The organism is Nesterenkonia sp. Act20 (assembly GCF_019173455.1).
GTDB lineage: Bacteria > Actinomycetota > Actinomycetes > Actinomycetales > Micrococcaceae > Nesterenkonia.
The window spans coordinates 767478-790258 of record NZ_JADPQH010000001.1 but is presented as its reverse complement, the minus strand read 5'-3'; the positions used below and the strand labels follow the sequence as shown (position 1 = coordinate 790258).

Below are 22781 nucleotides of genomic sequence, written 5' to 3'. Positions count from 1 at the left end.
CGGTGTACTGGCGCGCAGAGCTGAACCTGATGCGGCGTGCGATGGGCAGGGCTAGCCTGACCCTATGAATGATTCTGATCTGGTGCTTCACCTCGGCCAAGAAGAACTCGTGATCCGCAGCCGCTACGAGACGCTGAGCATCGCCAACGACTTCCTGATCGCGGTGGCCTTCGCCGTGGGCAGCGTGATGTTCTTCTACGAGTCCACCATGCACGCAGGGACCTGGCTCTTCGTCATCGGCAGTGTGCTGCTGATGGTCAGGCCCACCATTCGCCTCGTCCGGCGGTTCCATCTGGTCAAGGTCGGCGGCTCGGGTTCAGAGTCCGCGCGAGACTTCTGAGGGGCCGACGTCGACCGGTGCTCGCGCGCGAATCTGCTCACGCGCGAATCTCGGACAGCTCGGAGGGGCGGGCACCGCGCACTGCCCTGTGCCGCCCGGCGCCGGACCACAGCCGCGTCGAAGACTCTCTCGAGTTCCGAGGGTAGTCCTACGCAGGACAGCCTGACCCCCACTGCCGGGATGATTCGGCACCAGGGCACGAAAAAGCCCGAGCAGGCTGAGCCTGCTCGGGCGATAGGTGGAGACGGCGGGAATCGAACCCGCGTCCGATCTGGATTCACATGGGCTTCTCCGGGTGCAGTCTGCTAGTAGATTTTCTCGGCCCCAGCCGTCACACAGACAAGCAGCTGACGGGCCCAGTCGTGGAAATTGTCGACCCAACTCCCCACGACGAGGAGTTGGAACCAGTGGCTATCTAGCTGATGCCAGGATCTGAGTCGATAGCAGACTCAGGCTGACAGACTCGCGTCGCTGCTTAGGCAGCGAGGGCGAAGTCAGTGCGCTTAGTTTCGGCACTTATTGTTTTGCAGAGGGGTTTTATACGAGGTCACTCTGCATCCTCGACCCGCTTCACCATGATCAACTCAGATCGTCGAAACCGATCGTCCCCTTATGGATTTATCAATCCTGCACCAGCTCGTGCATACCTGCCAAGCTGACATATCAGTATAGCCCCGGCAGTCGGGACAGTGCAATGCCCAGCGCGGCGGCCGCGAAGCCCAATCCCACGTGGGCGGTCCAGACGCCCACGGCGCGCAGACGCTGGCCTGCCATCCAGCGCTGCGCGACCCGCAGCGAGACGGTGGCGAAGGTGCTCAGCGCCCCGAGTGCTCCGACCGAGAGCGCGGCGGCCACCGGTTCGGAGAGCAGCCCTCCTCCGGCTTCCCGGCCGGTCTCGGCCAGCCAGGACAGCTCGCCGTAGAGGTACCCCAGCGCAAGGCAGGCGAGGACATTGGCCGCGAGCAGGCCACCGGGCAGGTAGCGGTCCAGCAGGTAGCGCAGCACCGCACCTGCGGCGCCACCGACGGCGACACCCAGGACCAGCAGCAGACTCAGTTCATAGGTCATGGCCGCCTCCGCAGATCGGCGGATTCGGCGCCCAGCTGCCCGAGAAGCGCCCGGCTGATCGTCATGCCAGCGGCGGCAGCGCCAGTGCAGCCCAACATGCTCAGAAACAAGTAGGTCAGCATCTCCATGGCTCCGGGACTCACATAGGTCACGGCGGCCAGGCCGTCGTACGCGTCACCGGGCACGGACGGCATCACGGCGAGTATCACCGCGGAGAAGGTCGTATAAGAGGCGATCAGGCCGGTGCCGAAGGTCGGCACCACCCAGTCGGGCATCCGCGGTCGAGCATGCGCGGCCCCGGTGAGCAGGCCGAGCAGACCGGACCCGCTCAGGTTGATCATGAGCGTGGTCCAGGGGAACTTCATTCCCTGCTCGGGGATGAGCTCACCGACGAGCAGCCTCAGCAGTGCGCCGCAGGCTCCTGCGAGAGCCACCAGCGCGAGCAGATTCACCAGAGAGGTCTGCCGCTCGTGGCGCAGCGACCGGCGGGTGGCCGCAGGCTCAGGCCCTGAAGACTGTTCGGAAGGAGACACCAGTACAGGATACGTCGCAGTCCGCCGCGCTCAGCGAATCAGGCTCACCCGCATGGCGTGGGTGATCTCGTGGGTCAGCCGGATGCCCTCGACGGCCTGCTCGCCCACGATCCCGGCGGGGGAGAGGACGACGGCGCCGCCGTCGGTCGCCGTCACCGTGACCTGCGCACCGATGGGCACTCGGTGGGTGTCCAGCGCGAGCAGCGCGTCCGGGACGGCGTCGTCGACCTGCTCCAGGCGCACCTGCGCTGCGGCAGGCACGCGGCACAGCAGCTCGGTCTCGGGGTAGTCCAGCGTGAGGTCCGGGCCCGGGATGGGATCTCCATGCGGGTCCACCCGGGGGTGACCCAGCCGCATGTCGAGCCGGTCCACGAAGGTCTCAGAGACCGCATGCTCGAGCCGCTCCGCCTCCTCATGCACCTCGTCCCAGCCGTACCCCAGCTCGCGCACCAGCCAGGTCTCGATCAGCCGGTGCCGGCGCACCATGGCCAGCGCCAGCTGCCGACCGGCGTCGGTGAGGGCGATCGGTGCATAGGGGCGGTGCTCGACCAGACCCAGCTCAGCCATCTTGCGCATCATCAGCGTCACCGAGGGGTTCGAGACCCCAAGCGTCTTGGCGAGGGCCGACGCGGTCACCGAGGCTCCATCCCACTCCGCGAGACCATAGATGGTCTTGGCGTAGTCCTCCACCGAGGTGGTGGCCGTGTGGGTGGCCGTCGAGCGGCCCTGAGCCGAGGTGCGGGGAGTCATCTACGCGGGATCTTTCGCATCGAGGGGCGGGAAGGTCGAGAGCGGGGCGGCCCGGCGTCCTCGTCCTTGGCGAAGCCGGGGGATCATCCCCTTCGTCGGAGCGAAGAGATAGGCCAGCGCGAACTGGGCCGACTGTGCCAGCACGATCGAACCACCGGTGGAGGTGTCGAACCAATAGCTGGCGTAGACCCCGAGCACCGCGGAGGCCGCGGCGCTGCCGGTGGCCACCACGAGCATCCATCCGAAGCGTCGGCACAGCAGCAGCGCTGTCGCCCCTGGCACCACCAGCATAGCGACCACGAGCAGAATGCCCAGCGTCTGCAGCGAGGTCACCGTGGTCAGCGCCAACAGCGTCAGCAGCAGAATGGACAGCACCGACGTGGACATCCCGATGGTGTGGGCATGGATCTTGTCGAACGCCAGAAGCACCAGGCTGCGTCGCAGCGCCAGCAGCACCGCCACCGTGGCCAGCCCGAGCCCGGCCGTCTGCAGCAGATCTGCCTGCGAGATGCCCAGCACGTTGCCGAAGAGGATATGTGTCAGGTGCGTCTCGCTGGGGGTGCGTGAGATCAGCACCAGGCCCAGCGCGAAGAGCGAGGTGAAGACCACGCCGATGGAGGTGTCGTGCTTCAACGTGGAGTCTCCGCTGATCCCGCCGATCAGCAGCACCGCGAGCATCCCGAACACGAAGGCGCCCAGTGCCATCGGCAGCCCGAAGATCTGTGCGAGCACGATTCCGGGAAGGATTGAATGGGCCACCGCCTCACCCATCAGGGACCAGCCCATCAGGACCAGCCAGCAGGAGAGCATGGCGCAGACCACCGAGGAGATGACTGCCGCCGCCAGTGCGTGCTGCATGAAGGTGAACTCCAGCGGCTGGGTCAGGATCTCGATCATGGGTTCTCCCGCAGCACGGCACCGAAGCTGCGCCCCAGCTGCTCCTCGGTGAGCACGTCCTCGGGGAGCCCCGAGGCCAGCACGCGCTGGTGCAGCAGCACCACCTCGTCGGCGAGGTCGGCGACCCCCGCGAGGTGGTGGGTGGAGATGACCACTGTGGTGTCGGACTGATCGCGCAGCGCCTTGAGCACCGTGCTGATCAGCTGCTCCGAGCCTCGGTCGACCCCGGCGAAGGGCTCATCCAGGAGCATCAGCGGCGACTGCTGCGCGATCGCTCGCGCCAGGAACGCGCGCTTGCGCTGACCTCCGGAGAGCTCACCGATTCCGCGACGGCGCAGCTCGGTCAGCCCGACCTGTTCCAGCGCCTCATCGCAGGCGAGACGGTCCGCCGGCCGGGTGCGGCGGGTGAGGCCCATATGCCCGTAGCGTCCCATCATCACGACCTGCTCCACGCTGATGGGGAAGCTGGCGTCCACCTGTTCATGCTGCGGGACATAGCTCACCTGGTTGCGGCGTCTGGCCTTGGCGGGTTCGAGTCCGAAGAGCCGCACGCTGCCGGCGCTGGGGCGATGCAGCCCGAGCAGCGATTTGAACAGCGTCGACTTGCCCGAACCATTCGCACCCAGCAGAGCGCAGATGCTGCGTCGGGGCACCGTGATCGACACCGACTCCAGCGCGCGCACCCCGGGGTAGCCCGCACTCAACCTGCTGACGACGACGGCGGCCGGTTCCCCGGTCATCGCTGGGCTCCTTCGATGATGAGGTCAAGGTCATGCTGGAGCAGCTCGAGGTAGCTGGGTGCGGGTCCGTCTGCCTCGGTGATGGAGTCCACGTGCAGCGGATCGCTGAGCTGGGCGTCGGTGGACTCGGCGACCTGCTGCTGGGCTGCATCGTTCACCGTGGACTCGCAGAACACTGCGGGGACCTGGTTCTCGCTGACGTAGCGGATCTGGGCCTCCACCTGCTGCGGGCTTCCCTGGTCCTCGGCATTGAGCGGCCAGAGGTAGTGCTCGCTGAGTCCGAGATCCTGCGCGAGGTAGCTGAAGGCCCCCTCGCAGCTGACCAGGTGGACCTGGCCCTCAGCCTGCAGCGGCTCCAGAGCTTCGGCGGCCTCCTGCCAGATGCGGCGGATCTCACCGCGGTAGTCCTCGGCGTTCTTCGCGAAGATGTCCGCATCCTCCGGAGAGAGCTCGCTGAGCGCGGCTTCTATGTTGTCCACATAGGTCATGGCCTGGGCCGGGGACATCCACGCGTGGGGGTTCACCGGCAGACCCTCCCGCTCTGGATCCTCCGCGTTCTCGCCTGCGGGATCGGACGATCCCGGAAGCCGCGTCACCGGAAGGGTCTGGACACCCTCGGAGACCATGAACACCTCGGCGGAGGTGTGGGTCAGGAACTGCTCGTACCAGGCCTCCAGTCCCAGGCCGTTGAAGAGGATCAGGTCCGCCTCCGCAGTGTCACGGAGATCCCCGGGGGTCGGGGAGTATTCGTGGACCTCTGCCCCGGGAGGCGTGATGCTGCGCGTATCGACCCGATCTCCGCCCACGGCGGAGGCCATGTCTTCCAGCACGGAGAAGCTGGCGAGGACCACGGGCAGATCACTCGCCTCGCCCGCGTGGGTTCCCGGCTGCGCAGAGGAATCAGCGGGCGCGCAGCCACTGAGCAGCAGCACCAGCATGAGGGTGCCGACGCTCGGCGGGAGAGGGGTTCTGCGCATGCCGCCAGTATGGTTTAGGCACACCTAAAACTGCAAGTGAAAGGGGTTCGCTCTCCCTGCTGCGCAGCTCAGAAGGGAGCGGGGCGATCAGCGGCGAGAGCGCCCAGGGCGGCGTCGTGCAGGAGGCCATTGGTGGCCAGGCCATTGGTGCCGGTGCAGCCGGGTTCACCGTCCAGCGAGGTGAAGATGCCGCCCGCTTCCCGGACGATCGGGACCAGGGCAGCCATATCGTGGAGGTTCAGCTCCGGTTCGGCGGCCATGTCGACCTGACCTTCCGCGACCATGCAGTAGGACCAGAAGTCGCCGAAGGCCCGGGTGCGCCAGACGGTCTCGGTCAGCTCCAGGAAGTTCTGGCTCCGGCCGATCTTCCGCCAGCCCGCCAGCGAGGAGTAGGAGAAGAAGGCGTCTTCGAGTGTGGGCACCTTGGAGACCTGCAGCCGCTTGGCCGAGGCCAGCGATTTGCCGGTGTAGGCGCCTCCGTCCTTGGCCGCCCACCAACGCTTTCCCAGCGCGGGCGCACTCACCAGTCCCACCACGGGCTCGCCCTCGTCCACCAGGGCGATCAGGGTGGCCCAGGCGGGGACCCCGCGGATGAAGTTCTTGGTGCCATCGATGGGATCGATGATCCACTGCCGGGCGCCGGACCCGGTGGAGCCGAACTCCTCGCCCACCACGGCGTCGCGTCCACGGGCTCTGCTGAGCTGTCCGCGGATGAGTTCCTCCGCCTGACGATCCGCCTCGGTGACCGGGGTGAGATCGGGCTTGGTCTCCACCTCGAAGTCCATCGAGGAGAAGAAGGACATCGTCTTGGCATCTACGGAATCCGCGATCATATGCGCCAGGCGCAGGTCATCGGTGTAGGCGCTGGTGCTAGAGCTCATGTCGCCACGCTAGCAATGTCCCGGTGCCCGGAGCGGGATTCGACAGACTTACGCGCCGAGCCGCTTCTCCGCGGGAGCTTCCTCGGTGCCCGCCATGGAGCTGATCAGCCCGCGCAGCGAGGCCAGCCGTGCCGGCCCGTGCTCGCCTGCGTGGCCGTCGGCGACCCAGGCATCCAGCGCGCAGCCGCCCTCCGGGGACATGTGGGCGCAGCCAGGTTCGCAGTCCACGGAGCCTTCGACCAGATCCGAGAACGCGCCGAGCACGTCATCGGGCGCCACGTGGGCCAGTCCGAAGGTGCGGACCCCGGGAGTGTCGATGATCCACGAGTCTCTCGCATCGGCCGCGTCGAGAGCCTCGGTGGGCTCCAGATTCAGCGCCACGGCCGAGGAGGAGGTATGCCGTCCCCGTCCGGTCACCGCGTTGACCCCACTGGTCGCCCGGTCCGCGCCGGTCAGGGCGTTGACCATGGTGGACTTGCCCACGCCGGAATGTCCGATCATCGCCGTGACGCGACGGGTCAGTGCGGTGCGCAGGGCCGTCACGGCCTCGGCATCCAGGGACGGTTCTCCCGAAGCGGATCCGGCTGCCTGCTGGGAGACGACCACCTGAAGGTCCAGCTCCGCGTAATGACTCATCAGCCCGGCCGGATCCAGCGGGTCCTCCACGAGGTCGGCCTTGGTGACCAGCAGGATCGGCACGATGCCGGCGTCGTAGGCAGCCACCAGAGCCCGGTCGATGAACCCGGTGCGGGGTGCTGGATCGGCGGCAGCGACGACGATCAACAGCTGATCTGCATTGGCGACGATGACTCGCTCGGCGTCGTCGGTGTCCTCTGCGCTGCGTCGCAGCAGCGTGGAGCGCTCCTCGATGCGGATCAGCCGGGCCAGGGAACCCTCATCGCCTGTGGTGTCGCCGACCAGGCCCACCATGTCACCGGGAACCACCGGAGTCCTTCTCAGTGCTCGGGCACGCACCGCGGAGATCACGCGTTCAACGCCGGCCGAGCTTTCCACCCGGACGGTGTAGCGTCCTCGATCCACGGTGACCACACGTCCCAGCTCCGCGTCGGCATAGTCGGGGGACTCCTTGGTCCGCGGTCGGGAGCCCTTCTTATTGGGCCGGACCTTCACGTGGGATTCGTCCCAGTCGGACCAGCGGCTCATAGCTGGCCAACCGATGTATGGTCGATCATTCCGGCCCACAGCGCGGGGAAGTCGGGCATGGTCTTCGACGTGGCCGAGATGTCCTGCACCTCGACGGCGTCGACCACCAGGCCCAGCACCGCGGCGAAGGTCGCCATGCGGTGATCGGCATAGGTATGGACGAGGCCGCCGTGACGCACGGGGGAGAGGACCTCGAAGCCGTCCGCGGTCTCCTCGGCGGTGCCGCCGAGTCGACGGATCTCGGTGACCAGCGCTGCGATCCGGTCGGTCTCATGACCACGCAGGTGTCCGACCGAGGTGAACCGGGTGGGTTCTGTGCACAGCGCCGCCAGTGCGGCCACTGTGGGCGTCAGTTCGGCGGTGCCGTCCACGGCGCCGGGGCTGCGCAGCGAACCGCCGCGGACACTCAGCGTGACCGTGGCGTCGGTCTCCGGGTGCTGCGTCACGGAGGCGCCGAAGGCGGGCAGCAGCTCGGTCCAGCGTCGTCCGATCTGGGTGGAGTGCTTCGGCCACCCGCGCATGCTCACCTCACCGCCGGTGACCGCGGCCGCGCAGAGGAACGGGCCCGCGTTGGAGAGGTCCGGCTCCACTCGCACGGTGAAGCTCTTGATCGGGCCCGGTTCCACCTTCCAGGTGTGAAGAGCCGGTGAGCTCACCTCGATGCCCACCTGGCTGAGGACTTTGCACGTCATCTCGACGTGCTCCAGTGAGGGGACAGCGTCGCCTGCGTGGCGCAGCGTCAGTCCGTGGGGCATCCGAGCCGCGGCGAGCAGCAGCCCGGAGACGAACTGTGAGGAGGCGGAGGCGTCCATCGTGATGACGTCACCGGTGATGCCGGTCGGCGCGTGGACGGTGAAGGGCAGGTAGCCTTCCTCGCCACGTTCTGGTGCGCCGAAGCCGGTGACCTCGACGCCGAGATCACGCAGCGCACGCAGCACCGCACCCATGGGGCGGACGCGCGCGCCAGGATCGCCGTCGAAGTGCACGCGCTGCCCGGTCAGCGCTGCGACGGCGGGGAGGAAGCGCATCACGGTGCCGGCCAGCCCGCAGTCGATGCGAGTTTCACTTGCCGCGGCACCAGCGGCCGGTGCATCGAGGTCCTCGCGCTGGTCCTCCGCCCGACCTGACGCCAGGTCGGGATCCAGGTCCGGGATCGGTGAAATGCGGACCGCCGCGACCCCGCTGTGCTCCCAGTCCTCGAGGTGCTCCACCGTGGCCCCCAGCTGTTCGAGGGCAGCGAGCATGAGCCGGGAGTCCCGAGAGCGCAGGGGATTGATGACCACACTGGGGCCCTGGGCCAGTGCCGCCAGCAACAGGTACCGGTTCGTCAGAGACTTGGAGGCGGGAACCGTCACCTCAGCGCGCAGCGGTGCCCCCGCCCGTGGCGCTGGCCACGGCTGCGGGGGCACCGGTGAAGCGTGTGAAGATGTGGTGGTCACGGCGCTGAGATTCAGGCTCCGACCTTCTTCTTGGCGCCCTGGGCCGACTTCTTCGCACCCTTGGAGGCGTTGTTGATCGCCTTCAGCGCGTCACGCTCGGCGCGCTGGAAGTTCTTCTTGGCGTTCTTCTCGAAGTCGCGGACCTTCTTGGTGGCACCGTTGCCGAAGTCATCGGCCCATTTGAAGGTCTTGTCCCCGAACTGGGCGCCCTTCTTGCGGGTGTTCTTGGCCAGGTGCTCGGCGCGCCAGCCCAGCGAGGGCTTGCCGTCGAGGTCCACGATGGCCAGCGTCAGGCCGCCCAGGATCGAGACGTTCTTCAGCAGCGTGCGGCGCTGCGCCGTGACGTCGGCGTCGCTCTCGAGCTCAGCGCTGCGGTACTCGACGTAGCTGTCGAACTTGTGCACCCCGGCGAGCATCAGGGCCGCGGCGCGGGGGAAGCGACCGGTCGTCAGGGCGAGGCCGGCGACGACCTCGACTCCGCCGAGCACCTGGGTGGTGAGCTTGGGGTTGGAGACCAGAGGCTCAGCCTGGGAGACCAGCGAGCCGATCTCCTCCAAGGTGGACTCGATCCTCGCCGACGCATCATCGGTGTTGCGCAGTCGGTCGACACCGTTGGCGATGAAGCTTGCCCCCAGCAGCGGGCGGGCGAATTTACGGAGTAGAGACATAGTGTCCTCCTGTAGGAGTGTGGCGCTGAAGCATCGTCCGTGGTCCAATCTACCCAATCCGGCCCGGGACGGGAATCAGCGGCACGAGCCAGGAATGCGAAGCCCGGCGTCGTCGTTGTCCTGGGTATGACGCCGACGACACTGACTCCACGCCGCACCAGCGCCACTGGCGAGGTCCGGCAACGCCCAGTGGTCGCTCTGCGAGTAGACTCAGCGGTGATGGAAAAGCCTGCAGCCACCGCCCCTGACTCGAAGAGCACCGACTCGAGCAGCGTCGTCGTCGCCGAAGAGACCGAACAGCAGCGTCGCGTACGTTTCGAGAGCGAGGCTCTGCAGTACGTGGATCAGCTCTACTCCGCTGCCATGCGGATGACACGAAATCCGCAGGACGCCGAAGACCTCGTCCAAGAGGCCTATACCAAGGCGTACTCGGCGTTTCACCAGTACAAGCCCGGGACGAATCTCAAAGCCTGGCTGTACCGGATCCTCACGAACACCTACATCAACATCTATCGCAAGAAGCAGCGCCAGCCCCTGCAGGCCAACACGGACACTGTGGAGGATTGGCAGATGGCTCAGGCAGCTGAGCACACCTCCTCCGGACTCCGCTCTGCCGAGGCGGAGGCTCTCGATCATCTTCCCGATTCAGACGTGAAGGATGCGTTGCAGCAGATACCCGAGGAGTTCCGTCTGGCGGTGTACTTCTCCGATGTTGAAGGCTTTGCCTATAAGGAGATCGCCGAGATCCTGAACATCCCCATCGGCACCGTGATGTCACGACTTCACCGGGGCAGAAAGCTGCTGCGCGAACTGTTGCACGACTATGCCCGTGAACGTGGCTTCAAGAAGCAGGAGGCCAAGAAATGAATGATCCCGATCTCAGCTCCGCCGCAGGCGTGAGCCCCGGCAAGTGGCTCGATGAGAACTGCAAGGACGGCGACTGCACCGAGACTCAGGTCCGGATGGAGCGCATCTATGAGTACGCCGACGGCGCGCTCAGCCGCGAAGACATCGGCGAGGTGGAGGCGCACCTTCAGGCCTGCCCCGAGTGCGCCAAAGACTATGACCTGGAATGCATCATCCGGACGGTCGTGCGGCGCTCCTGCGCAGAGCGCGCCCCCGAGACGCTGAAGGTGACCATCCTGGAACGGATCAGCCAGATCCGTGTCGAGGCAGGACACGGTCAGGACGAGGAATACCGCTGACCTGTTGAGCGGGCGCCGTCCTGGCTCGTGGCCCGGTCCGCCGGGGAGCGGCAGATGATCCGTAGAAGAACCGCAGAACATGAAAGAACCCCCTGCAGAGAATCTCTGCAGGGGGTTCTTTGCTTGTGCGCTGTCGCGGCGACTGCGACAAGGCCTCGGTCCTCCTGAGATCAGGAGTTGGGGCGCTTGCCGTGGTTCGCGTTCTTCTTGCGACGTGCGCTGCGCTTACGTCCACGCTTGCTCATGATGAACTCCTTTCGTCGGCTGAAGCTCATTCTAAGCCACCGGCTCTTGGAGCCCTAACCACTGATACCAGCCGCGATGAAGAACAAGCCAGGCCATCAGCCCGTACCCTGCCTGTCCTGGAAGTCCGCCATTGGCGGCCAGATCGCTGCGCCACTGCTCATGGCTGACCAGGGGCGTGTACGCGTCCACGTAGACATGAGAACGGCGGGAGGCCACGTCCCTGTAGGCGGCGTTCAGCTCCGAGATCCGTTGGTTCCGCTCGCTGTCCAGAGTGGGCACCGGACCGATCACCAGGCACCGAATGCCCTCCTGGGACGCGCGGTCCAGGATATTGGCCAGGTTCAGCCGCGACCGCGCCGAGGAGGTCGCGCTGTGGAGGTCCTTGTCGTTCAGCGCGACCACCAGATGGCGTTCCGGCGGCTCGGGGGCGCTCGCCTCGAAGCGAGCCAGCGTCTCCTGCTGCCAGCGCTCCGAGAGTGCCTCGGTGCCCTCCCCGGGCATCGCGAGGACATAGTGCTCCAGCGCGATGCCTTCGATCGGGGTCTTGGAGATGACTCGGCCGATCCACCCCAGCGCTCGGGGGTCACCGATCCCGGTCAGCAGCTCATCGCCGAGGGCGACGATCCGCAGATGACGGCGCGGGCCGATCACGGAGGAACGAAGATCTTGAGTGGTCTCTTCCATCAGGTCACAGGTCCAGGTGCGGGAAAGCCTTGCTGAGCAGGCCCTCCAGCTCCTTGGCATGCCGCTTGGCCTGCCCCACGGAGGTGGCGGCCGACTCTGCGCGGGAGACCAGCTTGAGGTCCTGCGTGAGACGTGGCTGCAGGTTCAGCCCCAGGAACGGCCAGGGTCCCTGGTTGATCGGCTCGTCCTGTGCGTAGACGAACTCCTCGGCTGAGGTGAAGCGATCCAGCTCCGCCTGCAGCTCCTCCACCGGCATCGGGTAGAGCTGCTCGAGCCGCACGATCGCGGTGGTCTCATCCTTATGCTTCGCCCGGGTGGCGACGAGGTCATAGTAGAGCCGGCCCGAGACGATCAGCACACGCTTGACCTTGGAGGCGTCCACCTCGTGATCGCCGATGACCTCCTGGAAGGTGCCGGTGGTGAAGTCCTCCACCGAGTTGGCCGCTGCCTTGAGCCGCAGCAGCTGCTTCGGCGAGAAGACGATGAGCGGGCGGCGCGGTCGCGCCACCGCCTGGCGGCGCAGAAGGTGGAAGTAGTTCGCTCCCGAGGAGGGCAGCACCACGGTCATGTTGTCCTCGGCGCAGAGCTGCAGGAAGCGCTCGGGACGCCCTGAGGAGTGATCCGGGCCCTGTCCCTCATAGCCGTGCGGCAGCAGCATCACCACGGAGGACTTCTGCCCCCACTTCTGCTCGGCCGTGGCGATGAACTCATCGATGATGATCTGCGCACCATTGACGAAGTCGCCGAACTGGGCCTCCCAGAGGACCAGCGCATGGGGATTCTCCACGGAATAGCCGTATTCGAAGCCCAGCGCCCCGTACTCGGAGAGCAGCGAGTCGTAGATGAAGAACCTGGCCTGATCCTCGGTCAGGTTCTTCAGCGGGTACCACTCATCACCGTTGACCCGATCATGGAACACCGCATGACGCTGCACAAAGGTGCCGCGGCGCGAGTCCTGGCCGGCCAGTCGAACCTCGGTGCCTTCCATGAGCAGCGAGCCGAAGGCCGCGATCTCGGCGAAGCCCCAGTCGATGCCGCCCTCGCGCGCCATCTTTGCGCGCTTCTCCAGCAGGGACTTCAGCTTCGGATGCGGCGTGAAGCTCTCCGGGATGTTGGTGTGGACCTCGCCGATGTGTGCCAGCGAATCCTCGCTGATGGCAGTGTCCGTGGCCTCGCGGTCTGGTGTGCTGGTCTCCTCCTGGGAAGCCATCGGGGCCATTCCCCTGGTCTCGGAGTCCGAGGTGTTCGCTGTGGAGATCGGTTGGGTCTGGGCGGCGTGGGTCTCGGTGAAGACTCGCTCCAGCCGCTGGCGGAAGTCCCGCAGCGCCTGATCGGCCTCTTCCTGGGTGATGTCTCCGCGTCCGACCAGAGCCTCGGTGTAGAGCCGGCGCGTGGTGCGCTTGGCCTCGACCAGGTTGTACATCTTTGGCTGAGTCATCGACGGGTCGTCGCCCTCGTTGTGCCCGCGCCGGCGGTAGCAGACCAGGTCGATCACGACGTCCTTGTTGAACCGCTGACGGTAGCGGAAGGACAGCTGAGCCACGCGGGCCACCGACTCCGGGTCATCGGCGTTGACGTGGAAGACCGGCGCCTGGATGGCCTTGGCCATATCGGTGGAGTAGGTCATCGACCGCGCCGCCGAGGGTGCTGTCGTGAAGCCGACCTGGTTGTTGACCACCACGTGCACCGTGCCGCCGGTGCGGTAGCCGCGCAGCTGCGACATGTTCAGCGTCTCTGCGACCACGCCCTGTCCGGCGAATGCTGCATCGCCGTGCACCAGCAGCGGCATCACGGAGAACGAGTTCAGGGCGTCCGCGCCCTGATTGATCCGGTCCTGCATGGCCCGGACGATGCCCTCGAGCACGGGGTTCACCGCTTCGAGGTGGGAGGGGTTCGCCGCCAGGTAGACGCTGGTGGAGTTGCCCCGGTCCGAGGTGAAGGACCCGCGGGTGCCGAGGTGATACTTCACGTCGCCGGAACCGGTCACCGACCCGGCCTCGCGCCCCTCGAACTCGCGGAAGACCTGAGCGTGGGTCTTGCCGGCGATGTTGGTCAGCACGTTGATGCGGCCGCGGTGGGCCATGCCGATGGCGACCTCGTCCAGTCCCTCATCGGCGGCCTCGGAGAGGATCGTGTCGAGCAACGGGATCAGCGACTCGCCGCCCTCGAGGGAGAAGCGCTTCTGGCCCACGAACTTGGTCTGCAGGAAGGTCTCGAAGGCTTCGGCCGCGTTGAGCCGGCCCAGGATCCGGAACTGTTCGTCACGCGTGGGCTTCTCGTAGGGGTGCTCGATCTCGTCCTGGAACCATTGGCGTTCCTCGGGGGACTGGATGTGCATGTATTCGACGCCGGTGCTGCGGCAGTAGGTGTCGCGCAGCACGCCGAGGATGTTGCGCAGCGGAAGCATCGAGCTGCCGCCGAACCCTCCGGTGGGCCATTCGCGGTCCAGGTCCCAGAGGGTCAGGCCGTGCGACTCGATGTCGAGGTCCGGGTGGCTGCGCATCTGGTATTCCAGCGGGTCCACAGAGGCCATCAGGTGACCGCGCACCCGGTAGGAGTGGATCAGCTGCTGGATGCGCGCGACCTTGTTGATCTGGTCCTCAGGATTGACCTGGATATCGGCGGACCAGTGGATCGGCTCGTAGGGGATGCGCAGCGCCTCGAAGATCTCCTCGTAGAAGCCGTCCTTGCCGAGCAGGTACTCGTGGATGGTCTTGAGGAACTCGCCCGAGCCGGCGCCCTGGATCACGCGGTGGTCATAGGTCGAGGTCAGAGTGATGACCTTGGAGACCGCGAGGCTGTTCAGCGTCTTCTCCGAGGCGCCCTGGAACTCGGCGGGGTATTCCAGCGCGCCGACGCCGACGATGACGGCCTGGCCCTTGGACAGGCGCGGCACCGAGTGCACGGTGCCGATGCCGCCGGGGTTGGTCAGTGAGACGGTGGTGCCGGCATAGTCCGCGGGGGTGAGCTTGTTGTCCCGGGCCCGCTTGACGACGTCGTCGTAGGCGCCCCAGAAGTCGGTGAAGCTCATCTCCTCGGCGGCCTTCATGTTCGGGACCACCAGTGCGCGGGTTCCGTCAGGACGCGGCATGTCGATGGCCAGGCCGAAGTTCACGTGCGCCGGCTGGATCGCCACCGGCTTGTTGTCCTTCACGTCATAGGTGACGTTCATCGACGGGTGGGCGCGCAGCGCCTTGAGCAGCGCATAGCCGATCAGGTGGGTGTAGGAGACCTTGCCGCCACGGGTCCGTTTGAGGTGATTGTTGATCACGGTGCGGTTGTCGATGAGCAGCTTCGCCGGCACGGCGCGCACTGTGGTGGCGGTCGGGACGGTCAGCGAGGCGTCCATATTGGCGGCGATGGCCTTGGAGATCCCCTTCAGCGGGGTGACCTTGTCCTCTTTCTCGGACTGCTCGGACTCGGCCTTGGCGGAGGAGGGCTCCGAGGGGATCGGCGTGTTGGAGGAGCCTTCGGACTTCTTCGTCGTCGGCTTGCGAGGGGCAACCGGCTTGTTCTGCGTGGAGGAGGTGGTCTTCTCGGCACTGGGCTTCTGCGCGCTCTCCGGCTCGGCGGGCTTGGCCGTGGCGGGAGTCGATTCCGCCCGGGACTCGCGCTGGTTGCCCGCGTTCGGGGTGGAGTCCGCGGAGGCGCGAGACGCAGACCCGTTCTTCTCACCTGAGCTGGTCGCGCCATTGTCGGACGACGGGGTGGACTTCGCGGGTTCGGACTTCGAGGGCGTCGACGTGGACTGCTGGGATTCCGAGGCAGCGGAGCCCGAGTCCGAGGAGCCGGAATCGTCAGAGCCGGAGGAGGTCTTGGAGCCAGCCGATGAAGAATCCCCCTCGCCTTCGAGCTGGCGGAATATCTCAGCCCATTTGCGATCCACCGACTCGGGATCGTCCTTGAACTTGTCGTATATGTCGGCGACCAACCATTCGTTTCCCGGGAACTCCTCGGCAAGACGGCTGGACGTTAGCTCTGGCACTGTGGATACGCCTCTTCCATTGTGTTGTGTAGTTATTCGGCACCGCATCGTGCTCTCGAATCTTCACCTCGTCCAAGCATAGTGACTTTGTGCACCGTGCCGCCACCGGCCACGGTATCGTGTCAGGGGTCGCTTCTGCCGGAGACATGATCGTTCCGCGCGCTTCCCCAACACCTGACATCCAGCATCAAGAAGGGCACGGATCTCCGTGAAATTTCTGAACGAACCCGTCACCGACCTGACCTATTCGGACGTGTTCCTCGTCCCTTCCCGCTCGCAGACCCAGTCACGGATGAGCGTGGACCTCTCGGCGGAGGACTCGACCGGCTCGACCATCCCGGTGGTGGCCGCGAACATGACAGCTGTCACCGGTCGTCGCATGGTCGAGACGATGGCCCGCCGCGGCGGGCTCGGGGTGCTGCCCCAGGACGTCCCGCTGGAGGTCATCCGGGAGGTCACCGACTGGGTCAAGTCCTGCCACCCGGTGCTCGAGACCGCCCTGAAGGTCCAGCCCACGGACACCATGCTCGATGTCCTGCACCTGCTGGACAAGCGCAACCACGACGCCGTCTGCGTGGTCGACGAGGACCTGCGGCTGGCCGGAGTGGTGACCGCCAGCGACGGTCTCGGCGTGGACCGCTTCTCCTCCGTCGCCTCGGTGATGCGGATGCCCCCGCTGCGTTTCACCGCCGACGAGGTGCTCGGCGAGGGCGGCCTGGAGCAGGCCTTCGCTGCAATGGATGCCGCGGGCGCCGGCTACGCCCCGGTGACCACCTCCGACGGCGTGCTGGCAGGTGTGCTCACCCCTAAGGGTGCGCTGCGCTCCACGCTGTACCGCTCGAACCTGGATGAGCAGTCGCGATTGAAGGTGGCGGCCGCCGTCGGCATCAATGGTGATGTCGCCGCGAAGACGGACTCGCTGCTCGGTGCCGGGGTCGATGTGCTGGTCGTGGACACTGCCCACGGGCACCAGGAGAAGATGTTCGAGGCCCTGCGTGCGGTCCGCGAGACCGTGGACGCCAGTGGGCGCAAGGTGACGGTGGTCGCCGGCAACGTGGTCACCGCCGACGGCGTCCGCGACCTCATCGAAGGGGGCGCGGACATCGTCAAGGTCGGCGTGGGCCCGGGAGCGATGTGCACCACCCGCATGATGACCGCCGTGGGACGACCGCAGTTCTCCGCAGTGCTGGAGTGTGCCGCCGCGGCGCGCGAGCTGGGCAAGCACGTCTGGGCCGACGGGGGTGTCCGCTACCCCCGTGACATCGCCCTGGCGCTGGCGGCCGGCGCCTCGCAGGTCATGGTCGGCTCCTGGTTCGCCGGCACCTACGAATCTCCCGGGGACATGCTCACCGGGGTGGACGGTCGCCGCTATAAGGAGAGCTTCGGCATGGCCTCCTCACGGGCCGTGCAGAACCGCACCGCCACCGAGAGTGCCTTCTCCCGCGCCCGCAAGGCCATCTTCGAAGAGGGGATCTCCAGCTCGCAGATGTACGTGGACCCGGCCAAGCCGGGAGTGGAGGACCTGCTGGACTCCATCACCGCCGGAGTGCGCTCGGCGATGACCTACGCCGGGGCGGAATCCCTGCACGAGTTCCGGCAGCGCGCCGTGGCCGGAGTTCAGTCGGCCGCCGGCTATGAAGAGGGCAAACCGCTGACGGCATCCTGGTGAGAACCCGGTAAGATCTGAGTCCTCATGGAGTACCGACAACCTCGCTTCCGCCGCATCTGCCCCCGCATGAGCGCCACCCGGGGCACCGCCGTCTGCGGCGCCCCTGACCCGGGGACCTCCGCCGCCGACCGGAGGTGGCAGCCCTAAGTGGAACTGCTGCTTCTCGGCGTCGGCTTCCTGCTGATCCTCGGCACCGGCTTCTTCGTCGCCGTCGAGTTCTCGCTGGTCGCCCTGGACCAGTCCACCGTCCAGCAGGCCATCGACCGCGGAGACAAGCGGGCACCGGCGGTGATGCGGTGCTTGAAGTCGCTCTCCACCCAGCTCTCCTCGTGTCAGCTGGGCATCACACTGACCACTCTGCTCACCGGCTATGTCGCCGAACCGGCGCTGGGCGTGCTGCTCACCGTGCCGCTGCAGGGCCTCGGGGTCTCCGGCGCGGCCCTGTCCGCAGTCTCGCTCACCCTTGCGCTGATCATAGCCACCATCGTCACGATGCTCCTCGGCGAGCTGGTCCCGAAGAACCTCGCCATCGCCGAGGCCTACCCTGTGGCCCGCACGCTGGCGAGACCGCAGCTGTTCTTCACCGCCCTTTTCAAGCCGCTGATCATCGTGCTCAACGGCTTCTCCAACAAGGTCCTGCACCGGTTCGGCCTCGAGGTCAAGGAAGAGCTCTCCGGCGCACGCACCCCGGAAGAGCTTTCCTCCATGGTGCGGCGTTCAGCGATGCTGGGCACCCTCGAGGAGGGCACCGCGACCTTCCTCGACCGCACCCTGCGCTTCTCGGATCAGACCGCCGCCGATGTGATGACCCCGCGGCCGCGGATGGCCAGCATCGAGGCCGCATCCTCGCTGGAGGCGCTGATCGATCTGGCTCGGCGCACCGGCTTCTCTCGCTTCCCGGTCCTGGGGGACTCCGTGGACGACGTCCGCGGCGTGACCCACGTGAAGAAGGCCGTGGCCGTTCCGCGCGAGAAGCGCGACGGTCTGGTCGCGGCCACCGTCATGTCCGATATCACCCGGGTCCCGGAGACCATCCACCTCGACGCGCTGCTGCCCGTGCTGCGCGAGGCCTCGCTGCAGGTGGCCATTGTGGAGGACGAATACGGCGGAACCTCGGGAGTCGTCACGCTGGAGGACCTGATCGAGGAGATCGTCGGCGAAGTGGCCGATGAACACGACCGGATCGCTCCCGGAGTGCTGCAGAGCGCCTCGGGGGACTGGTTCTTCCCGGGACTGCTGCGCCCGGACGAGATCAACGCACAGATTCTTGAGCTCCACGTGCCCGAGCATCCTGCCTACGAGACCGTCGCAGGCTTCGTGCTGCTCACCCTGGGTCGGGTGGCCGGGCTCGGCGACGAGGTGGAGGTCGACGGCGGCAGGCTCGCCGTCGTCGACATCGACGGCCGCCGGATCGACCGGCTGCGCTTCACCCCTGATCCCGAGGCCCGCCAGGCTGCCCTCGAGCACGCGGCGGCACGTGCCGAGAAGCTCGCCGAGGAGCGTGCGGATCATGACCGCCACGCCCGGGAGCGAGGTGAGCGACGATGAACGCCGATCTGCTGGGAATCGTGTGGCTCGTGGTGCTGCTGGCAGGCAACGCCTTCTTCGTGGCCGGCGAGTTCGCCGTGATGAGTGCCCGCAGAAGCCAGATCGAGCCGCGGGCCGAGGCTGGGTCGTCCCGAGCCAAGACCGCCATCTACGCGATGGAGCATGTCTCCCAGATGCTGGCGATCGCGCAGCTGGGGATCACCGTGTGTTCGCTGCTGATCCTGATGGTCTCCGAACCTGCCATCCATCACCTGCTCACCGACCCGCTGACCTCGGTGGGGCTGAGCTACGGCGTCGCGAGCGTGATCGCCTTCATCATCGCGCTGGCTCTGGTCTCCTTCCTGCATGTGACCATCGGCGAGATGGTGCCGAAGAACTTCGCCGTCTCGGTGGCGGACCGCGCCGTGCTGCTGCTCGCCCCGCCCATGGTCTTCCTCTACCGGGCGCTGATGCCGCTGATCTGGCTGCTCAACCTGGCGGCGAACCTGGTGCTGCGCGCCTTCCGGGTGACGCCGCGGGACGAAGTGGTCTCGACCTTCACGCTGGAGGAGATGGAGTCCATCGTTGCCGAGTCCAAACGCGGCGGCACGGTGCGCGATGACGCCGGGATCATCGCCGGTGCCATGGAGTTCAGTGACTACACCGCCGGCGAGGTGATGGTCCCCGTGCAGGAGGTGGTGACCGTCCCCACGGACGTGACGCCCCGGAAGGTGGAGAAGGCGGTGGGACGCACCGGATTCTCCCGCTTCGTGACGGCGCAGGAGGATGGCCTCTACACCGGATACGTGCACCTGAAGGACGTGATGAGCCTTCCAGCGACCCAGTCCAAGGATCCGATTCCCGTCACCGTGGTGCGTTCGTTGGGCAATATGAGCACCGGTGATGAGATCGAGCAGTGCCTGGCACAGATGCAGCGCACCGGATCTCACCTCGCCCGGGTGATCGACGAGGCGGGGGTCACGCGGGGGATCCTCTTCCTCGAAGACGTGTTGGAGGTGCTGGTGGGGGAGATCCACGACGCCACGCAGTCCTGGGATTCCCGGCGCCGGCACACGGTCTCCGAGGAGGGGCACTGAGGAACGAGGCACTGAGGGTCTAGTTGAGATTTGTTCTCAACAAAGACTGGACGTACGCTTTCCTCAGTTGCCCGAACCGTTCGCGGTCTCCGTCAGAAAGTGCGTCTCATGCCTGCCTCCCGCCTGTCCTCCTCCGTGGCGATCCTCGCCGCGTCCACGATGCTGCTCAGCGCCTGCGCCGGGTCCTCCGAAGCCTCGGACTCCAGCGGCGCCGAGGGAGGCTCCGGGGAGACGCTCACCGTGGTGACCTCCACCGATGTCTACGCCGACCTCGCCAGCCGGATTCTGGGCGATACTGCGGAGGTCAGCGCCCTCGTCGATGACACCGCCGCAGACCCCCATTCCTATGAGGCCACGCCGCAGGACCGACTCAGCGTGGATCGCGCGGACGTGATCGTCGCCAATGGCGGCGGATATGACCCCTTCCTCACACGCCTTGCCGCGACCTCCGGCAAGGAAGACGCCGTCTACCAGATCATCGAGGGTGAGAACGAGCACGTCCACGCCGAGGAAGACGCGGATCACGAGGGCGAGGAGGAACATGAAGGGCATGAAGGCGAGGAGGACCCGCATGCGGGGCACGATCACGCCGAGGGATTCGTCAATGAACACCTCTGGTACGACCTCGCCGCGATGAGCGACTTCGTTCAGGACTTCAGTGCCCACATGGGGGAGCTCGCCCCGGATGACGCCGAGCTCTACCAGGACAACGCCGATGCCCTCGCCGCAGAGATCGACGCGCTGGATGAGCGCAACCGCGCCATCGAGGCTGAGCCGATGAGCTTCTTATCCACCGAGGCCGTCTCCCAGTTCCTGCTGACCGACGCCGGCCTCGAAGACAGCACCGACGAGCAGTTCCTCGCAGCGGTGGAACATGGCGACGACGTCGCCCCCCGGCTCTACCAGGAGGCGCTCACCGCCGCGGCGGACCAGCAGATCGATCTGCTCTCCTATAACCCGCAGACGGAGACCAATCAGTCTACACAGATCCGCGAGGCGGCAGAAGACGCTGGGGTGGCAGTGCTCGAGTTCAACGAGACGATCCCTGAAGAGCATGACTCCTACGTGGAATGGATGGAGAGCAACATCTCCGCCGTGGAGACCGTGGTGGAGGATGCGCGTGGGTGATCCGCACCCCACCAGCACGAGCACGAGCATGAGCACGAGCCCCGCGACGCCATCGGCAACCCGCAGCCCCGCAGCGGAGCCGGTGGTGAAGCTCGACGACGCCAGTGTGGGCTTCAACGGGCGCATGCTCTGGGAGGGCCTGGACCTCGAGCTGGTGCCCGGCGAGTTCCTCGCGGTGCTGGGCCCCAATGGCGCGGGCAAATCCACGTTCCTCAAGGTGCTGCTGGGTCTGACCCGGCTCAGCGCTGGGTCGGTGGAGATCACCGGAGAGCCCGTGCGGCGGGGCAGCAGCCGCGTCGGTTACATCCCGCAGCAGCAGACCATGCCCGAGGAGACGCCGCTGCGCGCCCGCGACATGGTGGCGCTGGGTCTGGACGGACATCGATTCGGCATGCGGCTGCACCCTCGCAAGCTGCGCCGACGGGTGGATGAGCTGCTCCAAGCTGTCGGCGCCTCTGCCTACGCGGATATGCCGGTGGGTCTGCTCTCCGGAGGCGAACAGCAGCGGCTGCGCACCGCGCAGGCTCTGGCCTCCAACCCTGACGTGCTGCTCTGCGACGAGCCCCTTCACTCTCTCGACCTGCATCACCAGCAGGCAGTCACCGAGCTGATCCGACGCCAAGCGGTGGACCGGGGCTCCGCCGTGGTCTTTGTGACCCACGAGATCAATCCGGTGATCGAGCACGTGGATCGTGTGCTCTACTTCGCCCGCGGCCAATACCGCATCGGCACCACCGAGGATGTCATGCGCTCGGAGGTGCTCTCCGAGCTCTATGGCTCATCGGTCGACGTCATCGAGCACAAAGGCCGCTTGGTGGTCATGTCCGCCCACGACGAGGGCTGCCACTACCACCCCGAGGAGCTGTCGCTTCCATGATGGAGACTCTGACCGGCTCGTTCAGCACCGAAGGGTACTGGGAGCTCTTCTCTCTCGTGCAGAACTCTGTGATCACCGCCGGGGTGCTAGGCCTCATGGGTGGACTCATCGGCGTGTTCATCATGCTGCGTCGCACGGCCCTGGTCGTGCACGGCATCGCGGAGATCTCCTTCGCCGGGGCCGCGCTGGCGCTGCTGATCGGGGTGGATGTAGTGGCCGGATCCGCTGTGGGGGCCGTCGCCGCAGCCATGCTGATCGGCGTGCTCAGCCTCAAGGACCGCGACACCAGCGCCGTGACCGGAGTGCTGATGCCCTTCGGCCTGGGACTTGGGATCCTCTTCCTCTCGCTCTACCGGGGACGCAGCGCCAACAAGTTCGGTCTGCTCACCGGGCAGATCGTCGGAGTCGACGACATCCAGACGCAGACCCTTGTCACCGGGGCCGTGCTCATCAGCATCGTGCTGCTGCTGATCTGGCGCCCGTTGATGTTCGCCTCGGTGGATCCGCAGCTGGCACGTGCTCGCGGAGTCCGGGTGAACCTGCTCTCCATGGTCTTCATGGTGCTGCTCGGCGTGGCGGTGGCCATGTCGGTCCAGGTGGTGGGCGCGCTGCTGGTGCTGGCGCTGCTGGTGGTCCCCGCAGCGGCCGCGTTGAAGGTCACCGTACGTCCGCACCTCGCAGTGCTGCTGTCCATGGCGTTCGCGCTGGTCTCCTCGGTGGGCGGCATCATGCTCGCGATCACCGGCACCGTGCCGATCAGCCCCTATATCACCACGATCTCGTTCTTGATCTACGTGGTGTGCGTCCTGATCGGACGCGGCGGCAGGATCCGGCACCGGCGAGCCTCCGCCGCGCTGGCGAGCTGACGCACCGGCCAGTGCGGCCAGCGGCTGACCCGGCGGGGTG

The 22781-nt window shown here is 66.6% G+C and carries 22 protein-coding genes and 1 other RNA gene; 9 read left to right on the top strand and 14 right to left on the bottom strand.

The features are described 5' to 3' along the window. Nucleotides 1-64: 64 nt before the first annotated feature. Nucleotides 65-340 carry a YrhK family protein gene (locus IY716_RS03570; protein WP_218220220.1) on the top strand — a complete coding sequence of 92 codons (276 nt, stop codon included), beginning with the start codon at nucleotides 65-67 and terminating at the stop codon, nucleotides 338-340. A 236-nt stretch (nucleotides 341-576) separates the two neighbouring features. Here IY716_RS03570 and ssrA read toward each other — a convergent pair. From ssrA to IY716_RS03515, 11 genes are all read right to left on the bottom strand, one after another. Next, nucleotides 577-950, bottom strand: a transfer-messenger RNA (tmRNA) gene (ssrA, locus tag IY716_RS03565). A 53-nt stretch (nucleotides 951-1003) separates the two neighbouring features. Beyond that, a complete protein-coding gene (locus tag IY716_RS03560) occupies nucleotides 1004-1408 on the bottom strand; it encodes a CrcB family protein (protein ID WP_218220219.1) in 405 nt (134 codons plus the stop codon). After that, nucleotides 1405-1941 carry a CrcB family protein gene (locus IY716_RS03555; RefSeq protein ID WP_218220218.1) on the bottom strand — a complete coding sequence of 179 codons (537 nt, stop codon included), beginning with the start codon at nucleotides 1939-1941 and terminating at the stop codon, nucleotides 1405-1407. Before IY716_RS03555 ends, IY716_RS03560 begins: the two co-directional genes overlap by 4 nt. Nucleotides 1942-1971: 30 nt before the next feature. Then, the gene (locus IY716_RS03550; RefSeq protein WP_218220217.1) at nucleotides 1972-2691 is read right to left on the bottom strand and encodes a metal-dependent transcriptional regulator; all 720 of its coding nucleotides are present in this window, start codon (nucleotides 2689-2691) and stop codon (nucleotides 1972-1974) included. Further along, nucleotides 2692-3588: a metal ABC transporter permease gene (locus tag IY716_RS03545; protein ID WP_218220216.1), complete on the bottom strand. Its 897-nt coding sequence runs from the start codon at nucleotides 3586-3588 to the stop codon at nucleotides 2692-2694. It abuts the gene before it with no gap. After that, on the bottom strand, nucleotides 3585-4328 hold the full coding sequence (locus IY716_RS03540) for a metal ABC transporter ATP-binding protein (protein ID WP_218220215.1): 744 nt from the start codon (nucleotides 4326-4328) through the stop codon (nucleotides 3585-3587). Before IY716_RS03540 ends, IY716_RS03545 begins: the two co-directional genes overlap by 4 nt. Continuing rightward, entirely contained in the window at nucleotides 4325-5305 is a 981-nt protein-coding gene (locus IY716_RS03535) for a metal ABC transporter solute-binding protein, Zn/Mn family (RefSeq protein WP_218220214.1), read from the bottom strand. The genes IY716_RS03540 and IY716_RS03535 overlap by 4 nt, the downstream gene beginning before the upstream one ends. Before the next feature lie 68 nt (nucleotides 5306-5373). Next, on the bottom strand, nucleotides 5374-6186 hold the full coding sequence (hisN, locus tag IY716_RS03530) for a histidinol-phosphatase (RefSeq protein ID WP_218220213.1): 813 nt from the start codon (nucleotides 6184-6186) through the stop codon (nucleotides 5374-5376). A gap of 48 nt (nucleotides 6187-6234) precedes the next feature. Next, on the bottom strand, nucleotides 6235-7350 hold the full coding sequence (rsgA, locus tag IY716_RS03525) for a ribosome small subunit-dependent GTPase A (RefSeq protein ID WP_218220212.1): 1116 nt from the start codon (nucleotides 7348-7350) through the stop codon (nucleotides 6235-6237). Further along, nucleotides 7347-8759 (bottom strand): 3-phosphoshikimate 1-carboxyvinyltransferase, encoded by a 1413-nt coding sequence (aroA, locus tag IY716_RS03520; RefSeq protein ID WP_369699580.1) that lies wholly within the window; start codon nucleotides 8757-8759, stop codon nucleotides 7347-7349. Before aroA ends, rsgA begins: the two co-directional genes overlap by 4 nt. 41 nt (nucleotides 8760-8800) lie before the next feature. Then, nucleotides 8801-9457, bottom strand: coding sequence for a DoxX family protein (locus tag IY716_RS03515; RefSeq protein WP_218220210.1), 657 nt, complete (start codon nucleotides 9455-9457; stop codon nucleotides 8801-8803). 219 nt (nucleotides 9458-9676) lie between these two features. Between IY716_RS03515 and IY716_RS03510 the strand changes: the two genes are divergently transcribed. Beyond that, on the top strand, nucleotides 9677-10324 hold the full coding sequence (locus tag IY716_RS03510; protein ID WP_218220209.1) for a sigma-70 family RNA polymerase sigma factor: 648 nt from the start codon (nucleotides 9677-9679) through the stop codon (nucleotides 10322-10324). After that, nucleotides 10321-10662: a mycothiol system anti-sigma-R factor gene (rsrA, locus tag IY716_RS03505; protein WP_218220208.1), complete on the top strand. Its 342-nt coding sequence runs from the start codon at nucleotides 10321-10323 to the stop codon at nucleotides 10660-10662. The genes IY716_RS03510 and rsrA overlap by 4 nt, the downstream gene beginning before the upstream one ends. A 170-nt stretch (nucleotides 10663-10832) precedes the next feature. Here rsrA and IY716_RS13975 read toward each other — a convergent pair whose 3' ends face one another. From IY716_RS13975 to IY716_RS03495, 3 genes are read right to left on the bottom strand one after another with little or no spacing between them, the layout of a single operon-like run. After that, a complete protein-coding gene (locus tag IY716_RS13975; protein WP_369699669.1) occupies nucleotides 10833-10907 on the bottom strand; it encodes a 50S ribosomal protein bL37 in 75 nt (24 codons plus the stop codon). Between the two features lie 31 nt (nucleotides 10908-10938). Then, complete coding sequence (locus tag IY716_RS03500; protein WP_218220207.1) at nucleotides 10939-11592, bottom strand: GDSL-type esterase/lipase family protein; 654 nt, start codon at nucleotides 11590-11592, stop codon at nucleotides 10939-10941. Between the two features lie 4 nt (nucleotides 11593-11596). After that, nucleotides 11597-15577, bottom strand: coding sequence for a multifunctional oxoglutarate decarboxylase/oxoglutarate dehydrogenase thiamine pyrophosphate-binding subunit/dihydrolipoyllysine-residue succinyltransferase subunit (locus tag IY716_RS03495; RefSeq protein WP_369699579.1), 3981 nt, complete (start codon nucleotides 15575-15577; stop codon nucleotides 11597-11599). A 208-nt stretch (nucleotides 15578-15785) separates the two neighbouring features. On the opposite strand from IY716_RS03495, the gene IY716_RS03490 reads away from it, so the two are divergent. The 6 genes from IY716_RS03490 (at nucleotide 15786) to IY716_RS03465 (ending at nucleotide 22741) form a co-directional block, all read left to right on the top strand. Continuing rightward, nucleotides 15786-17246, top strand: coding sequence for a GuaB1 family IMP dehydrogenase-related protein (locus IY716_RS03490; protein WP_218220205.1), 1461 nt, complete (start codon nucleotides 15786-15788; stop codon nucleotides 17244-17246). A 147-nt stretch (nucleotides 17247-17393) separates the two neighbouring features. Further along, nucleotides 17394-18794: a hemolysin family protein gene (locus IY716_RS03485; RefSeq protein WP_218220204.1), complete on the top strand. Its 1401-nt coding sequence runs from the start codon at nucleotides 17394-17396 to the stop codon at nucleotides 18792-18794. Then, on the top strand, nucleotides 18791-19870 hold the full coding sequence (locus tag IY716_RS03480; protein WP_218220203.1) for a hemolysin family protein: 1080 nt from the start codon (nucleotides 18791-18793) through the stop codon (nucleotides 19868-19870). Before IY716_RS03485 ends, IY716_RS03480 begins: the two co-directional genes overlap by 4 nt. 108 nt (nucleotides 19871-19978) lie before the next feature. Further along, nucleotides 19979-20998, top strand: a complete 1020-nt coding sequence (locus IY716_RS03475) for a metal ABC transporter solute-binding protein, Zn/Mn family (RefSeq protein WP_218220202.1) — start codon at nucleotides 19979-19981, stop codon at nucleotides 20996-20998. Between the two features lie 28 nt (nucleotides 20999-21026). Then, complete coding sequence (locus tag IY716_RS03470) at nucleotides 21027-21875, top strand: metal ABC transporter ATP-binding protein (protein ID WP_218220201.1); 849 nt, start codon at nucleotides 21027-21029, stop codon at nucleotides 21873-21875. Beyond that, nucleotides 21872-22741, top strand: coding sequence for a metal ABC transporter permease (locus tag IY716_RS03465; RefSeq protein WP_218220200.1), 870 nt, complete (start codon nucleotides 21872-21874; stop codon nucleotides 22739-22741). Before IY716_RS03470 ends, IY716_RS03465 begins: the two co-directional genes overlap by 4 nt. Nucleotides 22742-22781: the final 40 nt, after the last annotated feature.